Below are 16,627 nucleotides of genomic sequence, written 5' to 3'. Positions count from 1 at the left end.
TATGGATGCAATAAGGCGGGAATAATGATGTTTCAATGGTTCACATCCCTTAATAAAGTGGAAAAACGCACCTTTTGGGCATGCTTCAGCGGCTGGGGGCTTGATGCCATGGACACGCAAATGTACGCGCTGTCCATCCCGACGCTGATAGCTTTATGGGGCATGACCAAAGGCCAGGCCGGCATACTGGGCACAACCGTGTTGATCATGGCGGCGCTGGGGGGCTGGATCGCCGGGATTCTTTCCGACCGCTACGGCCGGGTGAGAATACTGCAGGTGACCATTGCCTGGTTTTCCCTGTTCACCTTCCTCTCGGCCTTCACCGACTCCTTCTGGCAACTGTTGCTGACCCGCAGCCTGCAAGGGCTGGGTTTCGGCGGCGAATGGGCGGTGGGCGCGGTGCTGATAAGCGAAACCATCAACCCGCAGGTGCGGGGCCGGGTGGTGGGCGCGCTACAGGCGGGATGGGCTCTCGGCTACGGCATTACCGTGATTATCGCCACCCTGCTGTTCGACTATTTTCCCGCGGATATCGTCTGGCGCATCCTGTTTGCATTGGGGCTTCTTCCCGCGCTGCTGGTGCTGTGGATTAGGCGTAATATTGAAGAAGCGCCGCTTTACAAAAAGGAGCAGGCCGCCGATAAAGGACAATCCCGAAATATCTGGGAGGTCTTCGCACCTTCATTTCGCGCAACGACCCTCAAAGCCATTCTCTTGACCTTCGGGATCTATGGCGGTAATTACGTAATGATTACCTGGTTGCCGGCCTATTTGAAACTTGTTTTGCATTTGTCCATCAACAATGTCGGCGGTTATCTTGCCATTAATATTCTAGGGTCCTTCGCCGGCGCCTTCCTGAACGGCTGGATGGCCGATGCCCTGGGACGGCGCAAAACCTTTATTATTATCGCCTGCTGCCAGGCCATCGCGGTGGGTGTGTATACCATGGCGCCCATCAATCTGACCATCACCCTGTTGCTGGGTTTTGTCTTGGGAACGCTGCAATCCGGCACCGCCGCCGGTACCGGCGCCTTTATCGCCGAGCTCTTCCCCACCCGAGTCCGCGGTTCGGCCCAGGGATTATGCGGCAACGCCGGCCGCGCCCTGGGGGCGGTCATGCCGACCATGGTGGGACTGCTCAGCATCAAGCTGGACCTCGGGCCGGCCATGGGAATCTGCGCCTGCGCATCGTATGTGATAGTAGTGATTGCCGCCATGCTGTTGCCGGAAACCAGAGGGCGGGATTTGAGCAATATCGTTATGGAAAGTGACCAACCTACAGCTATGGAACGAATTCAATGATTATCGATATACACGGGCATTACACCACCGCGCCGGAGGGATTGGAGACGTGGCGCAAACGGCAAATCGCCGGACTCACCGATCGGGCTATCACCGTTAATACCGCGGACGTGCGGATTTCCGACCAAGAAATCATCGATACCCTCGAGAGCAATCAACTGCTCAAAATGCGCGAACGGGGTATCGATATGACGATTTTTTCACCGCGCGCCAGCTTTATGGCCCATCATATCGGCAATGCCGATACCAGCTCCGCCTGGGCTTTGGTATGCAATGAATTATGTTACCGCGTCACGCAGCTTTTCCCGGCCTATTTCGCAGGCGCCGCGATGCTGCCGCAGTCCCCGGGCGCCGATACCCGCACCTGCCTGGGGGAAATGGAGCGCTGCATCAGGGATTACGGCTTTGTGGCGGTGAATCTCAGCCCGGATCCTTCCGGCGGCCACTGGACGGCACCGCCCTTATCCGATCGTTATTGGTATCCGATTTACGAAAAACTGGTGGAATATGACGTGCCGGCCATGATCCACGTCAGCACCAGCTGCAACCCGGCATTTCACACCACCGGCGCCCATTACCTTAACGCCGATACCACGGCGTTTATGCAGTGCCTGACCTCGGATCTGTTCACGGATTTCCCCACGCTGCGCTTTATCATTCCCCACGGCGGCGGCGCGGTACCCTACCACTGGGGCCGCTTTCGCGGACTGGCGCAGGCCATGCACATCGATGATATGCAGAGCAAGCTGCTGAAGAATATTTTCTTCGATACCTGTGTCTATCATCAGCCCGGCATCGATCTGTTAACCCGGGTGATCCCGGTGGAAAATGTGCTGTTCGCCTCGGAAATGATCGGCGCGGTACGGGGCATCGATCCCCTAACCGGTTTCGCCTTTGACGATACCCGGCGCTATATCGAGTCGGCGGCGCTTACCGACGCCCAAAAGCGTCTGATCTTTGAGAATAATGCGCGCCGGGTTTATCCCCGACTGGACACATTACTGTCGGCCCAGAGCCGATAAGGAAAGAGTATGCAAACTCGTGTTAATGCCTTGGGCATCGTTAAACGCACTATCGAACGCACCGATTCGGCGGTGGTGGAACGGTTGAGTCATTTTGGCGTGGCCACCCTGCATGAGGCCATGGGGCGGACCGGGCTGATGCGATCCCATATTCGCCCCGCCTATACCGGCGCCCGTTTATGCGGCAATGCGTTGACGGTGCTGGCTCAGCCCGGCGATAACCTGATGCTGCACGTGGCGGCGGAGCAAATTCACCAAGGGGATATCGTAGTGGTGGCCTGTACCGTGGAAAACGGCGACGGCATGTTCGGCGAACTGCTTGCCACTTCCTACCGCGCCCATGGCGCCGGCGGGCTGGTGAGCGAGGCCGGCGTCCGGGATGTGGGCGCATTGCAGGCGATGGGTTTTCCGGTATTTTCCCGCGTCATCAGCGCCAAAGGCACCGCCAGGGCTACCTTGGGATCGGTTAACGTGCCGGTTATCTGCGCCGGCGCGCTGGTGAACCCCGGCGACGTGGTGGTCGCCGATGAGGACGGCGTGGTGGTGGTGCCCAGGGAAATCGCCGCCCAAACCGCCGATGCGGCGCAAAAACGCGAAGATAATGAACAGGACAAACGGGCACGCTTCGCCAATGGGGAATTAGGGCTGGATATGTATCATATGAGGGACATGCTGCGGCAGGCCGGCCTGAAATACATCGATTGAGAGGGATTGCCGGAGCGCATCATGTCCGGTTGGGCCCGCCGCATGCGGGCCAAAAGGCTATTGCGCTATTCTGCCATCAGCCATAACAATAATCCGGTCAGCCACGGAGAAATACCGATCGTCGTGTGAGATGACAATCAACGTTTTACCCATTCTCTTCAGATCCGGCAGCAGCTCGGTATAAAACACCTGGCGAAACACCGGGTCCTGGTCCGCCGCCCATTCATCGAACACGATAACCGGGCGATCCTCGAGATAGGCCTGTACCAGCGCCAGCCGCTTGCGCTGGCCGGTGGACAAATCAGTGGTGGAAAAACGCCCGTTTTGGATCCGGACTTTATGGGCGAGATCCAATCGTTCCAGATAGCGCTGGCTGTCGCCTGCCCGGGCCGTATCCACCAGGATCTCATCAAAAAGATAATAATCGGCGAACACCGTGGTAAACAGCCGACGATAGGCGTCACGCCCGGCTGCGGTGACCGGCCGGCCGTCATACAGGATTCGCCCCCGGTCCGGGGCGTACAGTCCCAGCAATATTTTGATAAGGGTGGTCTTGCCGGAGCCGTTCTCGCCGACGATAAACACAAACTCGCCGGCGCGGATATCCAGGCTCACCGGTCCGAGGGAGAAACCCGTTCCGCCGTTCGGTTTAAAAGTATAACCCACCTGCTCGAGTGAAAGACTATTTAGTGACATTGTCACTTCATCTTCTCCCGGCGGCGCCAGGGAGATATCCGGCTCGGGATTACTGAACGCCGATGACAGCGCCGCCAGCTTTTTCATCGAGACATAGGCCTGCCCCAAGACCGGTAGCGCGTTGGCCAGCTGTTCCATCGGGCCTTTGATAAACAACAAGACGATAACCGCGGCGCTGATATCGGCGGAATCTATCCCCAAGAACCGCCGTGCGGTAAGCATGATGCCGATAAAAATAAACAGCAGGGCGGTGCTGGCGCCGTTCATCATCCACATTTGGCCCATGGCATGGCTTTTCAGCCGGGCAATGGTATCCACCGCGCCGCCGAGCTGAATACCGAAGATCCGCGCCCGGCGGGTCTGGTTGATGCGCAGCTCCTTTGCGCCTTCAATAATGGCGCGGTATTGTTTTTGCAAATCGTCCTGGGCATCCCGGACCCCTTCATAATCCTTCATCCAGCCGTGACGCGAAAACGCGGTCAACAACATGCCCGCGGCGAGAAAAACCAGCGAGAAGGCAAACAGCGTCCAGGACAGCCATGACAGATAGATTAGCCCCCCCAGTGTCATCGCCAGGGCAATGGCATAAGCCGAGAAATTGAAGGTGAAAGCACTGACGGTATCGATATCATTATTCAGAGTGGCCAAAAGCCGATGGGAACGGTAACGCTCAATGGCATCCAGGGGCGCGCGCAGGATGCGCGATGAAATATCCTTGCGCAGCGAGGCAATGATTTTTTGTCCGATCAGACTGTTCAGGACACCGGCCACGGCGGTACCCACCACGCTGACGGACAGCAGTGCGGTAAAGTTCAGCCAAAAACCCGGTGACAATTCGCCCCGTTGCAGCGTCTGGTTAATGCGTGCCAGCAGTCCGGTGGTGGTCAAGCCGCCCACGATGCCGAGCAGGGTCGCCGTCGCCACCACCGGCCAAAAGGGTTTAAGCAATCGCAATACTTCCGCCATCATGTGTGATGCCGGAGTGCCGGTATCGGCATCCATCATTTTCAGCTCCTGACAAATTCCCGGTAATGGGGCGCTCTGTGCTCAAGGGCACGGTGACATATCAACATCTTCGCCACGGCCTATTATTTATCATGCCCTGCATATGAGGAAACGCCCGGCCCCACCGCTATCCCGTCAGCGCCGCCGGATCGCTCGGGACGCCAGTTGGGTGTTCCGTCAGCGCCGCCGCATCAATAGCCACATCAGGTAGGGCGAGCCGAGCAGCGTCGCCACCAGGCCCGCCGGAAGCTCCCTGGGCATCAGCAGGGTGCGTCCAAGCCAGTCGGCCGCCACCAGCATCAGCGCACCCAGCGGCGCCGCCAGCAATACCTGGTGCGCCGGCCTGCGGGCGCCCAAAAACCGGGCAAAATGCGGGGCGGTCAGGCCGATGAATGAAACAGGACCGACAATCAACGTGGCCGCCGCCGACAGCAGCGCAATCAACCCCAGCAACGCCAGCCTGACCCTGGGGGTTGCCAACCCCAGGGCGTTTGATGTCTCCTCGCCTAAGGGCAATAGGCTCAGCCAGCGTCGACAGCACGGCGTCACCAGGCACAGCAGCAGGCAAAGCAACAGTGCGTTTCGTGCCTCCGCCGGGCCGATGGAATAGGTGGAACCGGCCAGCCAGGAGATAAGCGCGGCGGCCCGATCTCCGCCCCCCGCCACCACCACCGCGACAATGGCCTGAAACAGCGCGCTGACGGCGATCCCCGCCAGCAGGATACGCTGGGGTGAAAACCGCGTTCGGCGCGCGAAAGAGAGGATGGCCAGCAGGGCCGACAGCGCGCCGAGGGTCGAGACTGAAAGGCGCGCCATAGGGGATGCGTCGCCCTGATACAGCAGCAAGGCCACCAGCCCGAGGGCGGCACCCGCGCTGACCCCCAGCAGCTCAGGACTGGCCAGCCCGTTGCCGGTTAACCGTTGAATCATCACCCCCGCCACGGCAAGCATCGTGCCGGCGGACATAGCGGCCACGGCGCGCGGGCCGCGCCAAATGGCCACCCGCGACAACGCGTCGAAGGCGGTAAACTGCCATCCGGACGGCGTGCGGCCAAAGTCAAGAGATAACGCCAGCACCAGCGCCAGCAATACCACTATTGCCGCAAATCGGCGATAAATAGCCGTATATTCGGGCCGATGTAGAGAAGTCACGGCATAGGGGCGCTCACCGGGGGACGCCGTCGGCTGAAAACGCGCCAGCAACAGCAGCATCAAGGGCGCGCCGAACAGGGCGGTGGCGGCGCCGGTGGGCAGGTCTCCCAACAGGCCGGAAAGGCGTTGCACCGTTTGGTCGGTAAGCCACAGCACCAGCGCACCGCACAGCGGCGCGATAATCAACCGCTGTGTGAACCGGCGCGCACCCGCCAGTCGGGCAAGCGCCGGCGCGGACAACCCGACGAAACCAATGACGCCCACCGCGCTCACCACGCCGGCGCTGAGCACCACCGCCAGGGTAAAGCCGGTGAATCTGATGGTTGACGAACCCAGACCCAGACTACCGGCGTGGGTATCTCCCACGGCCAGCACCGTCAGCGGCCGCCGCAGCAGCAAGGCGAAACAAAGCCCGGCCACAAGTTGTAGCCCCAGCGCGGCGACATTATGCCAATCCTGCTGGAGCAGGGATCCGCCGCCCCAGATAAACAGGCTGTGTAAATATGGCGTATACAGCAGTTGCAGGGCCATGATGATGGAACCGCAAAACAGGGTGACCACCAGGCCCGCCACCGATACCGCCGAGGGCTCATACTGCCGGGACCGGGACAGACCCAGGACGATAAGGGCCGCGGCCAGGGCGCCGCCAAGGGCCGCCCATTGGGGATGATAAAGCATAACCCCCGGCGCCAATAGGGTGATAACGGTGAGCGCCAACTGAGCGCCGGCGCTCACCCCAAGGGTCATGGGCTCCGCCAGCGGATTTTTCAGCACCTGTTGGAACAGCGTGCCCGCCAGGCCCAGCACGGCACCGCATAACCCGCTTATCGCCAGTCTCGGCAGCCAGCCGTCGTAAAGCATAATGTGACTGATGTCCTGCCGATGTTCCCGCAGCCCGATTTGCCACCAGAGCGAAGGGGGCAAAATTGCCGACAGATTGTCCATGCTCAGAAGCAGCCCGACGGCGACGGCCGACACAATCAGCAGCAGCGGCCACTGCCTGGAGGCCCGGAACGGGCCGGGACGGAAAACAGAGCTCATTTTTCAGCCCCTCCCTCAGGGCGCGCGCCGGTTTCACCGCCCTGCTCTCCCAGCGCCGATAACAGCTCGCGGGCGAAACGGCCGGCGGAGGGCAGCATGCCGAATCCCCAAAACGGGGCCAGCCCAAAAACCTGATGCCGTTTTACCGCCGGCAACGCCTGCCACAGCCGGTTGGATTGCAGGCTCAACGCCACCGGCGCAGGCAGCGGCGTGAAGTATAAAATGGCTGAATCATGCCGTGCCGCCAGAGCCTCCAGCCCGGCGACGCCAATGCCCCAATAGTCCGTCGGACCGTCCCAGGCGTTGCGGACCCCCAGAGCATCCATCACATCCTGAAATAGGCTGCGCCGGCCGTAAATGCCGATATGCAGGGCATCGAAAAATCGAATCAGATAGAGGGGCGCCGACACCGCGGGTATCCGCCGGCGATACGCGTCAAGCTCGCCGCGGGCGTGGGCCAGCGTCCGGTGGGTTTCGGCAATCAGCGCGCCGGCCGCCGCCTCCCGCCGGCATAACCGCCCCAGTTCATCGGTAATCGCCAGCGCATGGGCTAGGGGCGCGCCTTCATCGGTATAAACGGCAAAGGCGCGCACCGGGCAGATTCGCTCCAGCATGGCCCGCTGCGACTCCTGGCTTGAATTAATCAGGATAATATCCGGCGCGAGCTGTTGCAGCCACTCCAGCGAGGGGGCGAGGCGCAGCCCCACCTCCGCCACCCCGGCGGGAATAGCCGGGATTACCACATTATCGCGATAACCGTCGATCTCAGCCACGCCCACCGGCGTTATGCCCAGCGCCAGCACCGTTTCCACCAGCCCCCAGTCCAATACCGCCAGCCGGGGGACCGGGGCGGTGGGTGGAACCTCAGCCACCGCCTGCGTCCCGCTCCAGGCCCGCCGGGGAATGACCGGCAGCGTCAGCAGCCACAGGGCCAGCGTCTTGACGAATCTGCGCCGTTGCATCGTCTCAGCCCGCCGCCGTCGGCCGAAGGCAGAGCGCCCGGATCCGTCCGGCTACCGCGTTTACCACCGGTAGCGGGCCGTGGCCAGCACTTGCGCGCCGTCACCGTAGGTACAGGTATTGGCGCTATAGCATGAGGCGACATAATGGCGGTCGAGCAGGTTCATGGCGTTCAATGATAACAGCCAGTGTTGTCCGGTGTCATAGTGCACGCCGGCATCGAACAAAGTCACCGAAGGTACGCGGATGGTGTTTGACGTGTCGTAGCTCGCGCTGAGATAACGCACCCCCGCGCTGGTGCCGAAGCCCTGTAAAATCCCGTTATGGAAGCTGTAATCCAGCCAGGTGGACACCGTATTGCGCGGCATGCCCCATATCCGTTTCCCGGCCATCGGCGTGCTGTCTCCATCGATCGTGGTGGCGGAATCGTTGGAGTCCACGGTAACCGCGTGAAGGTAGGTATAAGACGCTATCAGTTGCAGATTATCCGTAATATGGGCATGCTCCTCCAGCTCCAACCCTTTGGACCTCACCTTGCCGGCCTGGGTGGAATAACCCGGATTTTCAGGGTCGGCGGTCAGGACATTCTCCTCGGTGAGATCAAAAAGCGAGGCGGTGGCAAAGCTTTGGGAGCCCGTCGGCTGGTATTTGACCCCCACTTCATACTGATTGGCGGTGGTGGGTTTTGCCATGCCGCCGCCAAAGAGTTCCCCCACCTGTGGGGTAAAGGATTTTGCAAAGCTGGCATAAGGCGCGATGCCGTTGTCAAACAGGTAAACCAATCCGGTGCGCCAGGTAAATGCACGGGATGACTGCGCGGTGGAAGATGCCGTGACGGGATTGACATCGTCGGCATCCGCCCAATCTTCCCTCATGCCCAGCAAATAGCGCCAGTTGCCGAAACTCATCTGATCCTGGGAATAGGCCCCCAGCTGTTTTTGCCGGATAAAATCGTCCGATGACGTGGCGGGTGTGGCGATATCACCATAATCCGGCGAAAAAACGTTTAGCGTCGACGCGGCCCCCAGCCCCACCGTTTCCCGGTATAAAATGCGCTGGAAATCCACGCCGGTGAGCAGCGAATGGGATACGGGTCCGGTGGCGAAATCCGCCAGCACCTGGTTATCGATGGTAAAAACCTTGGCATGTTCATTATTGAAAAACGCGTATCGATTTACCGTATCATCAGACCCGGATACGAAGCCGTTGCTGAACACGTTATCCAAATCATCTTTGACATAGCTGTAGTGGGTATTCTGGCGCAGGGTGAAGACATCGTTCAGGCGGTGCTCGAATTCATAGCCTACCGAGAATTGCGTTCTGGAGTGGCTATCAAAACCTCGCGCGCCCATATTGGTATGAGATGAGATCTTGCCGTCGGCGGTATTAAACAGGCTGCCCGCCGCCGGGACGAAATTGTAATAGCCGACATCGGGATCGTGCTGGTATTTGGCCAGGACCGTCAGGGACGTATCGTCGTTGGGTCGCCAGGTGACGGCGGGGGCGATATACAGCCGTTTCTGTTTGGTATCTTTCACCTGGGTGTCGCTGTCCAGGCCGGTGCCGGTCAACCGATAAAGCAGTTTGCCATCGTCCGTGAGTTTCCCTCCCAGATCAAAACCGGCCTGATAGCGATTATGGCTGCCGACGGTGGTGAAGACTTCATGTACCGGCGTTTCAGTGGGGCGCTTGCTCACCAGGTTCGCCACGCCGCCGGGATTGACCTGTCCGTAAAGTACCGACGCCGGTCCGTGCAGAATTTCAATGCGCTCAAGCCCGTAGGGATCGAAATTGGCGATGGCATAGCCGAAGCTGGTGTCGCTGGGCATTCTCGAACCGTCGAGCAACTGTTCCAGATAGAAGCCTCGGCTAAACAGATAGGGCGCGCCGGCGGTGGAATCCCCCCTAAGCTCGGAACGCACGCCCGCGGTGTAACGCAACGCCTGGGCGACGGTCTGGGCGTTTTGCGCCTTTATCTGCTCCTTGTTCACCACCGAAACGGACTGTGGGATTTCAATGATCGGGGTATCGGTTTTGGTGGCGCTGGACACCGATTTCGCCACCGGTATTGTCGTACCGTCCTGTTTGCCGGTCACGGTCATCACATTGGATGTACCCGCGTTGTCGCGGGCCTGATCGGCGGCGAATGCCTGCGCGCCGGTCAATGCCAGGGCCATGGCGCTTAATGTGAATTCAACGGCAAAAAGCCGCCTTTGCCGGATTACCCCGCCTTGCCTGAATCTGATCTTACTCATGAATTCAACCCTGCCTGATTCCTGCCTGATAATGAAAAGAATGCTCACTGACGTTCAGGCTCTGCGGCCCGTCATACCCATTTCAACCTGAAGACGAATGATAATGATTTTTCTTCTTATTGAAAGGCGGGAGTCGTCCGGTATAATGTATGTTGCGGCGGTACCCTTAATTTGGGACGAAAGTTGTCTCAAAACCTGCGCCGCCGATACAAAAAATTTCGGGCGCTATATTAAGCAGGCACTAGCGATAAGCAGTACGGGCAGTCATTTTCAGGCGGTAATGCAAAAAGTATTTCAGGGGGCTTTCAGGCACAATGTCGCGGGACGCCGTGAACCGGCCCCGCGGGCGGCGATAATGAAACAGCAGCAAATAATCCTTAAGGATAGAAATTATTACCATGAATAACAATGCGAGGCTTGGTGAAGGGGCTTCTTCCGTTGTACGCCTGTGCGCTCCCGTGAAATCCACCGGTGAGTCTGTATCGTTTATCTCCTATCGTTATGCGCATTTGCAATCCGAAGTGTGGCATTCCCATAAAACGGCGCAGCTTACCTACGCCAGCCAGGGGTCGATTAAAATCCATACCGCCACCGGCATATGGACCCTGCCGCCCTATCGCGGGCTGTGGATTCCGGCGGAACTACCGCACCAGATCCATGCGCTGGGGGCCGCCGTAACCCATAACCTCTATTTGCCGGAAGACACGGTCACTAAACAGGTGGGGGATTTTTGCGTCATTCTGGTCTCGAAGATGGTGCACTCTCTGATAGAAGTTTTGACTCCCCCCGGCGAAGAGAAGGAACGGCATCAGCAGCGCTACCCATTGATGCTGCCGTTATTGCTGCATGAACTCAATGCCGCCGCGTCGGCGTCGGCGGGCTTTCTGCCCTTTCCCCGCGAACGCCGTCTGCGCGCCGTGACCCGGATATTGACGGAAGACATAAGCAATGACGATACGCTGGACCAGCTAAGCGCAGGCATCGGGGCCACGCCGCGCACGCTGTCCCGGTTATTCCGCCACGATACCGGCCTGACCTTTGCCCAATGGCGGCAACAGCTCAAGGTCATGGAGTCCATCAGCCTGATGGCACAGGGCTACACTATTGAGGAAATAGCGCATCGGCTTGGCTATTTCAACGGCAGCGCATTTATCGTCATGTTCAGGAAAACCCTGGGGGAAACGCCGCAGAGGTATTTTAACCGCTTTAAGGATTGAAGGTTCTTGAATTGGTCGCGGTCCGGAACCCGCAGGCGGATCACCGCAAAAGGTCGTCATTAAGACATTAAGTCAACAACGAAACGGCATCGGCATCGGCATGTTATCCGCTTTTCTCCTTCAGCCAGCTTTTTTTCATTTTGGCGGAATCGATGGTGGGCGCATCGCCAAACAGCCGTTTGAATTCCCGGCTGAACTGTGAATTGCTGCTGTAACCAACGATGCTGGCGGCCCGGGAGGCGGTCATATTATCATACAGCATCATCAGGCGCGCTTTATGCAGGCGGATCTCCTTGAGATATTGCAGCGGTGTGGAATGGGTAATGGCTTTGAAATGGGAATGAAAAGCCGACACGCTCATGCCACTCTCCTTGGCCAGCTCCGCCATATCGAAATTATCAGCGTATTTGGCGTGCATCTGGATTAATACCTTGGCTATCTGGCTGTGTCTGCCTTTATTCATGGCCAGAAATTTGAGATTATCGCCGCTTTTTTCGATTAAGATATTATAAAGAAACTCCCGAAGAATATTTTGCGATAGGATCCTGGCCGGTTCGTTATGTTCAAGGCTTTCCACCAACCTCACCAGTATGCCTGATTGATGCATGGTTAAAGATTGCGTCGAAATAAATTCAATATCCTCGCCACTTAAGGAAGGGTTATCCATTTGCAATAATATTTCCGTAATGAGCGTGGGGCTGACTTTAATAATAATGCCAATCAAGGGCTCATTTATTGAGCCGATGGTCTCGCACTCAAACGGCAATGGAATGGTTAAAGTGAGATATTCATTTTTGTCATAAATAAAAAGTCTTTCCCCCATTGTGCCGATTTTCTTTCCCTGCAAAATAATAACGATGGAGGGTTCATACATTACCGCGCTGCGCGGGATATGTTTTGTTGAACGGATAAAATTAATCTCGGCCATCCTGGTGGCAAACACGCCTTCGCCGGAAATCAGGCGGTTGATGATATCTATCATTTTTTTATTTCGTTTATCGATGACGCTCTTTAATTCCGACATGTTTTACACTCACCGTTATGTTAAATGAAAATCGTGCTAACATATCATCATCATTTATATTTCCTTTATCATCGTCTTCCTTTTGATGATTAATTATAGTTGATACAAAGAGTAATATACACCTCCCCCGATGGGCCTGCGTCCGACCCGGCATGCAGCGGTTTACCGCGCCATGGAGCAAATATAAAAAATCAGGCAAAACAATTGCAAAAACAGGCAACCCGGCCGGTGAGAACTGCATATACACTTAGGTCAACGGCACTGCTATTCAGTTGTTTCCCTTCGTTTTAACATCGCGGCACACATTCAATCTCATCCTGACGGGAAGACCATCATGGCTAAAAGCATCACGTTGCATCTCAATGTAAATGATAAAGATTATGACGTTACGCTGGACCCCCGCGTGACGCTGCTTGACCTGTTGAGAGAGCATCTGGCGCTGACGGGCACGAAAAAAGGCTGCGATCAGGGGCAATGCGGAGCCTGCACGGTGCATCTTGACGGTGAGCGGGTATTAAGCTGTCTTACCCTGGCGGCGCAGGCGGAAAACCGACGCGTCACCACCATTGAAGGCGTGGCCGGGAGCGACGGCGCCCTGCACCCGGTGCAGGCCAGCTTTTTAAAACACGATGCCTTCCAGTGCGGATACTGTACCCCCGGCCAAATCATGTCGGCCATTGCCTGCATCAAAGAGGGCCACGCCGGTTCCGAAGGGGAAATTCGTGAATATATGAGCGGCAATATCTGCCGCTGCGGGGCGTATCCCCATATTGTCGATGCCGTAAAAGAAGCGGCGGCGGAAACCAGCCGGGAGTCGGTATGAATGAATTTAATTATCATCGGGCACTGAATGTTAATGATGCCATCGCGCGGGCGGGCGGGGTCAACAGCCGATTTATCGCCGGCGGCACCACCCAGCTCGACCTGATGAAATGCGGCGTGGAAACCCCGGATAATCTCATTGATATTAAACACCTTTCCGCCCTGAATGACATAAGCGTCACCGCCGGCACCCTGCGCATCGGCGCTCTGGCGCATATGAGCGAGGTGGCCGCGGATGCCCGCTGCCGCGGCCTGGCGCCGGTGATTTATGAAAGTCTGTGGCAGGCGGCCTCGCCGCAGATACGTAATATGGCCACCATCGGCGGCAACCTGTGCCAACGGACACGCTGCGTCTATTTTCGCGATCCGGCCACCTTCAGCGCCTGTAACAAACGCCGCCCCGGCTCGGGCTGCTCGGCGCTGCACGGCATCAATCGCAATTATGCGGTTTTGGGCGCGAGCGAGAGCTGTGTCGCCCTTTACCCCGGCGACCTGGCGGTGGCGCTGACGGCCTTTGACGCGCGGGTGATTTTGCGCAATGCCGCCGGGCGGGAGCGGCGGGTACCCATCGAGGATTTTTATCTGCTGCCGGGCAATACGCCGGATAAAGAGCATGATATGGCCGCCGATGAGATGATTATTGCCGTTGAGGTGCCGATCGTGCCGGCGCTGCGCCGTTCCCATTATCTGAAAGTGCGCGATCGTACTTCTTATGAATTCGCCGCCGCCAGCACGGCGGTAGGTCTGGATCTGGAAGGGTCGGTGATTCGCGATATCCGTATCGCCATGGGCGGGATCGCCACCAAACCCTGGCGGGCGCATGCCGTGGAGGCGGCGCTTAGGGGCAAACCCTTTACTGAAGGGGAAATAAGCCAGGCGGCGTCGCTTATCACCGCCGATGCCCGCCCGCTGGAACATAACCGGTTCAAAATCGTTCTGGCCCCGCGCGTCATTACCCGCGCCCTGTTAACCGCCGGCCAGCTTACTCCGGGAGAAACATCATGAGTCAACAGCCCGCAGATCCCACGCGCCGCAATCTGCTGAAAGCCACTGCGGTGATAACCGCCGCCGGAGGCATAGGCATGCGGTTAGGCCATGGGCAAGGGGAGGAACCGGCATCGGCAACCGACAGTGCCGCCGGGCAAAAGTATCAGGGCGTGGGCGCCGCCCGCTCCCGGGGTGACGGACGGCTTAAAATAGGCGGTCAGGCCACCTATGCCATTGAGCACCAGCTTGACGGCGTGGTGTACGGCGTGGTGATCCAGTCCACTATCGCCAGCGGGCGCATTACCCGCATGGATGCGGACAAGGCGCGACAGGCCCAGGGGGTGCTGGCGGTGTACACCCATCAAAGCGGGCTGAAAATCAATAAGCCGACGCCCATTGCCAAAGGCGGCGCGGCCCAGTCAACCTATACGCCCATTCAGGATGATATCATTATCCATAACGGACAAAATATCGGCATCGTGGTGGCGCAAACCTTTGAACAGGCCACTTATGCGGCGTCGCTGGTGGAAATCGACTATGAGGAGACTCCGGCCATTGTGTTTCCCGATGATGCCCGCGCCATGCCCAAGACCCTCGACCCGTTGAATATTGATTTGGGCAACGCCCGTCAGGCCATGGACAGCGCGGCGGTTCGTATTCGCGGCACCTACACCACCCCACGGGAATATAATATGCCCATGGAGCCTCATGCCTGCATGGCGCAATGGCAAGGAGAGCATCTCACCGTATGGGAACCCAGTCAGTGGGTGGCCGGGGCGAAAACCGAAATCGCCCAGTGGATGGGTATGGACAAGGCCAATGTGCATATCGTTTCGCCCTATGTGGGCGGCGGTTTCGGGTCCAAGCCGGTGCCCTATACCCACGTCGCTCTTGCCTGCGCGGCGGCCCGTGAGCTTAACCGTCCCATCAAGGTCTCCCTCACCCGGCCGCAGATTTTCACCGGCCTGGGGGGGCGCCCGGCCACCTCGCAAACCATTGAAATGGGCGCCGGCAGGGATGGTAAAATTGTGTCTATTCTCCATGACAGTTTCAATGAAACCTCCCTGCATGATGTGCATATCGAGTCCTGCAACAAGGTCACCGCGCTGATGTACGGCATACCCAATGTCCGATCCCGTCATCGGATTGTCCCCATCAATACCGTGACGCCCGGCTGGATGCGGGCGCCGGGGGAGAACCCCAGCGCTTTCGGGCTGGAGACGGCGATGGATGAAATGGCCTATGCCTTGGATATCGATCCGCTGGAACTGCGGTTGCGCAACTGGCCCGATCATGATTACAAATCCAATCTTCCCTGGAGCACTCATCATCTGCGCGAAGCCTGGCTGGCGGGGGCCAAAGCCTTCGGCTGGGATAAGCGCACCCCTGCCCCGCGCTCCATGCGTGACGGACATGAGCTTATCGGCTGGGGACTGGCGTCGGGCACCTATCCGGTGAACCGTATCCCGGCGGAGGCGAAGCTTATCCTGCGCCAGGACGGGCAGCTCATTGTGCAAAGCGCCGGCGCGGATATCGGTACCGGCACCTATACCATACTGGCCCAGGCGGCGGCGGAGGTGCTGCAAATGCCGTCCGAGGCCATTATCGTGCAGTTGGGGGACACTCGGTTACCCCTGGCGGGGGTGGCGGGCGGCTCACAGCTGGCGGGCAATTTGATGGGGGCGGTAAGTAAAGCCGCCAATCTGATGCGTGAAAAGTTGATTACCCTGGCGGTGGAGCAACTGGCATCGCCGCTGCATCAAATGGAGAAAAACCACCTGACGGTGGCGGACGGCGAAGTGCGTATGGCCATGCGTCCCGGACGGGGTATTGCCCTGGGTAAATTACTGCAATTGGCCCGGATGGACAGCATGGAAGTGATGGCGGATACCTTTAAAGAGGGCGCCACGGCGCAGGAGCGCGAGGCAATAGTCAGCACGTTGGGACAATCGACTCATTCCGTCGTTCCCGGCGTCTCCGCTCATAGCTGGAGCGCGCAGTTTGTGGAAGTGCGGGTGGACGAGGATTTCGGCACCGTCCGGGTCAAACGCATGGTGGCGGCGATGGACAGTGGCCGGCTCTACAACCCGAAACTGGCCCGCAGCCAGTGGATTGGCGGCATGGTGATGGGGCTGGGACAAGCCCTGCTGGAAGAAGGCGTGATCGACCCGCGCCATGGCCGGGTCATTAACAACAATCTGGCGGATTACCTGGTGGCGATTAACGCCGACGTGCCCGAGATTATCACCCTTGATGTGGGTCAGCCCGATTACCAGGCCACGGCCCTGGGGGGCAAGGCGGTGGGTGAATTGGGCATCGTGGGCGTGGCGGCGGCCATCGGCAATGCCGTCTATCATGCCACCGGCAAACGGGTCAGGGATTTGCCCATCACCCTGGATAAATTGATTTGACGAGCGGGGCTGTAAACGGCGGGCAGCC

General features: G+C 58.4%; 12 protein-coding genes. 7 read left to right on the top strand and 5 right to left on the bottom strand.

The genetic code is table 11. The features are described 5' to 3' along the window. The first annotated feature begins 24 nt into the window (after nucleotides 1-24). From HB631_RS01775 to HB631_RS01765, 3 genes are read left to right on the top strand one after another with little or no spacing between them, the layout of a single operon-like run. The gene (locus HB631_RS01775; RefSeq protein ID WP_213989438.1) at nucleotides 25-1,302 is read left to right on the top strand and encodes an MFS transporter; all 1,278 of its coding nucleotides are present in this window, start codon (nucleotides 25-27) and stop codon (nucleotides 1,300-1,302) included. Next, the gene (locus HB631_RS01770; RefSeq protein ID WP_213989437.1) at nucleotides 1,299-2,324 is read left to right on the top strand and encodes an amidohydrolase family protein; all 1,026 of its coding nucleotides are present in this window, start codon (nucleotides 1,299-1,301) and stop codon (nucleotides 2,322-2,324) included. The genes HB631_RS01775 and HB631_RS01770 overlap by 4 nt, the downstream gene beginning before the upstream one ends. Before the next feature lie 9 nt (nucleotides 2,325-2,333). After that, nucleotides 2,334-3,029, top strand: coding sequence for a 4-carboxy-4-hydroxy-2-oxoadipate aldolase/oxaloacetate decarboxylase (locus tag HB631_RS01765; protein ID WP_213989436.1), 696 nt, complete (start codon nucleotides 2,334-2,336; stop codon nucleotides 3,027-3,029). A 57-nt stretch (nucleotides 3,030-3,086) separates the two neighbouring features. On the opposite strand, the gene HB631_RS01760 is transcribed toward HB631_RS01765, so the two are convergent. The 4 genes from HB631_RS01760 to HB631_RS01745 form a co-directional block, all read right to left on the bottom strand. Continuing rightward, entirely contained in the window at nucleotides 3,087-4,730 is a 1,644-nt protein-coding gene (locus HB631_RS01760; RefSeq protein ID WP_213989435.1) for a cyclic peptide export ABC transporter, read from the bottom strand. 177 nt (nucleotides 4,731-4,907) lie between these two features. After that, the gene (gene fhuB, locus HB631_RS01755; RefSeq protein ID WP_213989434.1) at nucleotides 4,908-6,923 is read right to left on the bottom strand and encodes a Fe(3+)-hydroxamate ABC transporter permease FhuB; all 2,016 of its coding nucleotides are present in this window, start codon (nucleotides 6,921-6,923) and stop codon (nucleotides 4,908-4,910) included. Continuing rightward, a complete protein-coding gene (locus tag HB631_RS01750) occupies nucleotides 6,920-7,885 on the bottom strand; it encodes an ABC transporter substrate-binding protein (protein WP_213989433.1) in 966 nt (321 codons plus the stop codon). The genes fhuB and HB631_RS01750 overlap by 4 nt, the downstream gene beginning before the upstream one ends. 60 nt (nucleotides 7,886-7,945) lie before the next feature. Beyond that, entirely contained in the window at nucleotides 7,946-10,138 is a 2,193-nt protein-coding gene (locus tag HB631_RS01745) for a TonB-dependent siderophore receptor (RefSeq protein WP_213989432.1), read from the bottom strand. A gap of 398 nt (nucleotides 10,139-10,536) precedes the next feature. On the opposite strand from HB631_RS01745, the gene HB631_RS01740 reads away from it, so the two are divergent. Continuing rightward, nucleotides 10,537-11,355, top strand: a complete 819-nt coding sequence (locus tag HB631_RS01740; RefSeq protein ID WP_213989431.1) for a helix-turn-helix transcriptional regulator — start codon at nucleotides 10,537-10,539, stop codon at nucleotides 11,353-11,355. A 103-nt stretch (nucleotides 11,356-11,458) separates the two neighbouring features. Here HB631_RS01740 and HB631_RS01735 read toward each other — a convergent pair whose 3' ends face one another. Continuing rightward, nucleotides 11,459-12,379 (bottom strand): AraC family transcriptional regulator, encoded by a 921-nt coding sequence (locus HB631_RS01735; protein WP_213989430.1) that lies wholly within the window; start codon nucleotides 12,377-12,379, stop codon nucleotides 11,459-11,461. Between the two features lie 334 nt (nucleotides 12,380-12,713). Here HB631_RS01735 and HB631_RS01730 point away from each other — a divergent pair, with 334 nt between their 5' ends. The 3 genes from HB631_RS01730 to HB631_RS01720 are packed head-to-tail and all read left to right on the top strand — an operon-like array spanning nucleotide 12,714 to nucleotide 16,599. Beyond that, nucleotides 12,714-13,202: a (2Fe-2S)-binding protein gene (locus HB631_RS01730; protein WP_213989429.1), complete on the top strand. Its 489-nt coding sequence runs from the start codon at nucleotides 12,714-12,716 to the stop codon at nucleotides 13,200-13,202. Then, the gene (locus HB631_RS01725) at nucleotides 13,199-14,206 is read left to right on the top strand and encodes a xanthine dehydrogenase family protein subunit M (RefSeq protein WP_213989428.1); all 1,008 of its coding nucleotides are present in this window, start codon (nucleotides 13,199-13,201) and stop codon (nucleotides 14,204-14,206) included. The genes HB631_RS01730 and HB631_RS01725 overlap by 4 nt, the downstream gene beginning before the upstream one ends. Beyond that, nucleotides 14,203-16,599 carry a xanthine dehydrogenase family protein molybdopterin-binding subunit gene (locus HB631_RS01720; protein WP_255556746.1) on the top strand — a complete coding sequence of 799 codons (2,397 nt, stop codon included), beginning with the start codon at nucleotides 14,203-14,205 and terminating at the stop codon, nucleotides 16,597-16,599. Before HB631_RS01725 ends, HB631_RS01720 begins: the two co-directional genes overlap by 4 nt. Nucleotides 16,600-16,627: the final 28 nt, after the last annotated feature.

This window comes from Sodalis sp. dw_96, assembly GCF_018449575.1.
Classification (GTDB): Bacteria; Pseudomonadota; Gammaproteobacteria; order Enterobacterales; family Enterobacteriaceae; genus Acerihabitans.
Note: the sequence above shows the minus strand (reverse complement) of the source record. Positions and strands in the feature narration are given on the sequence as shown.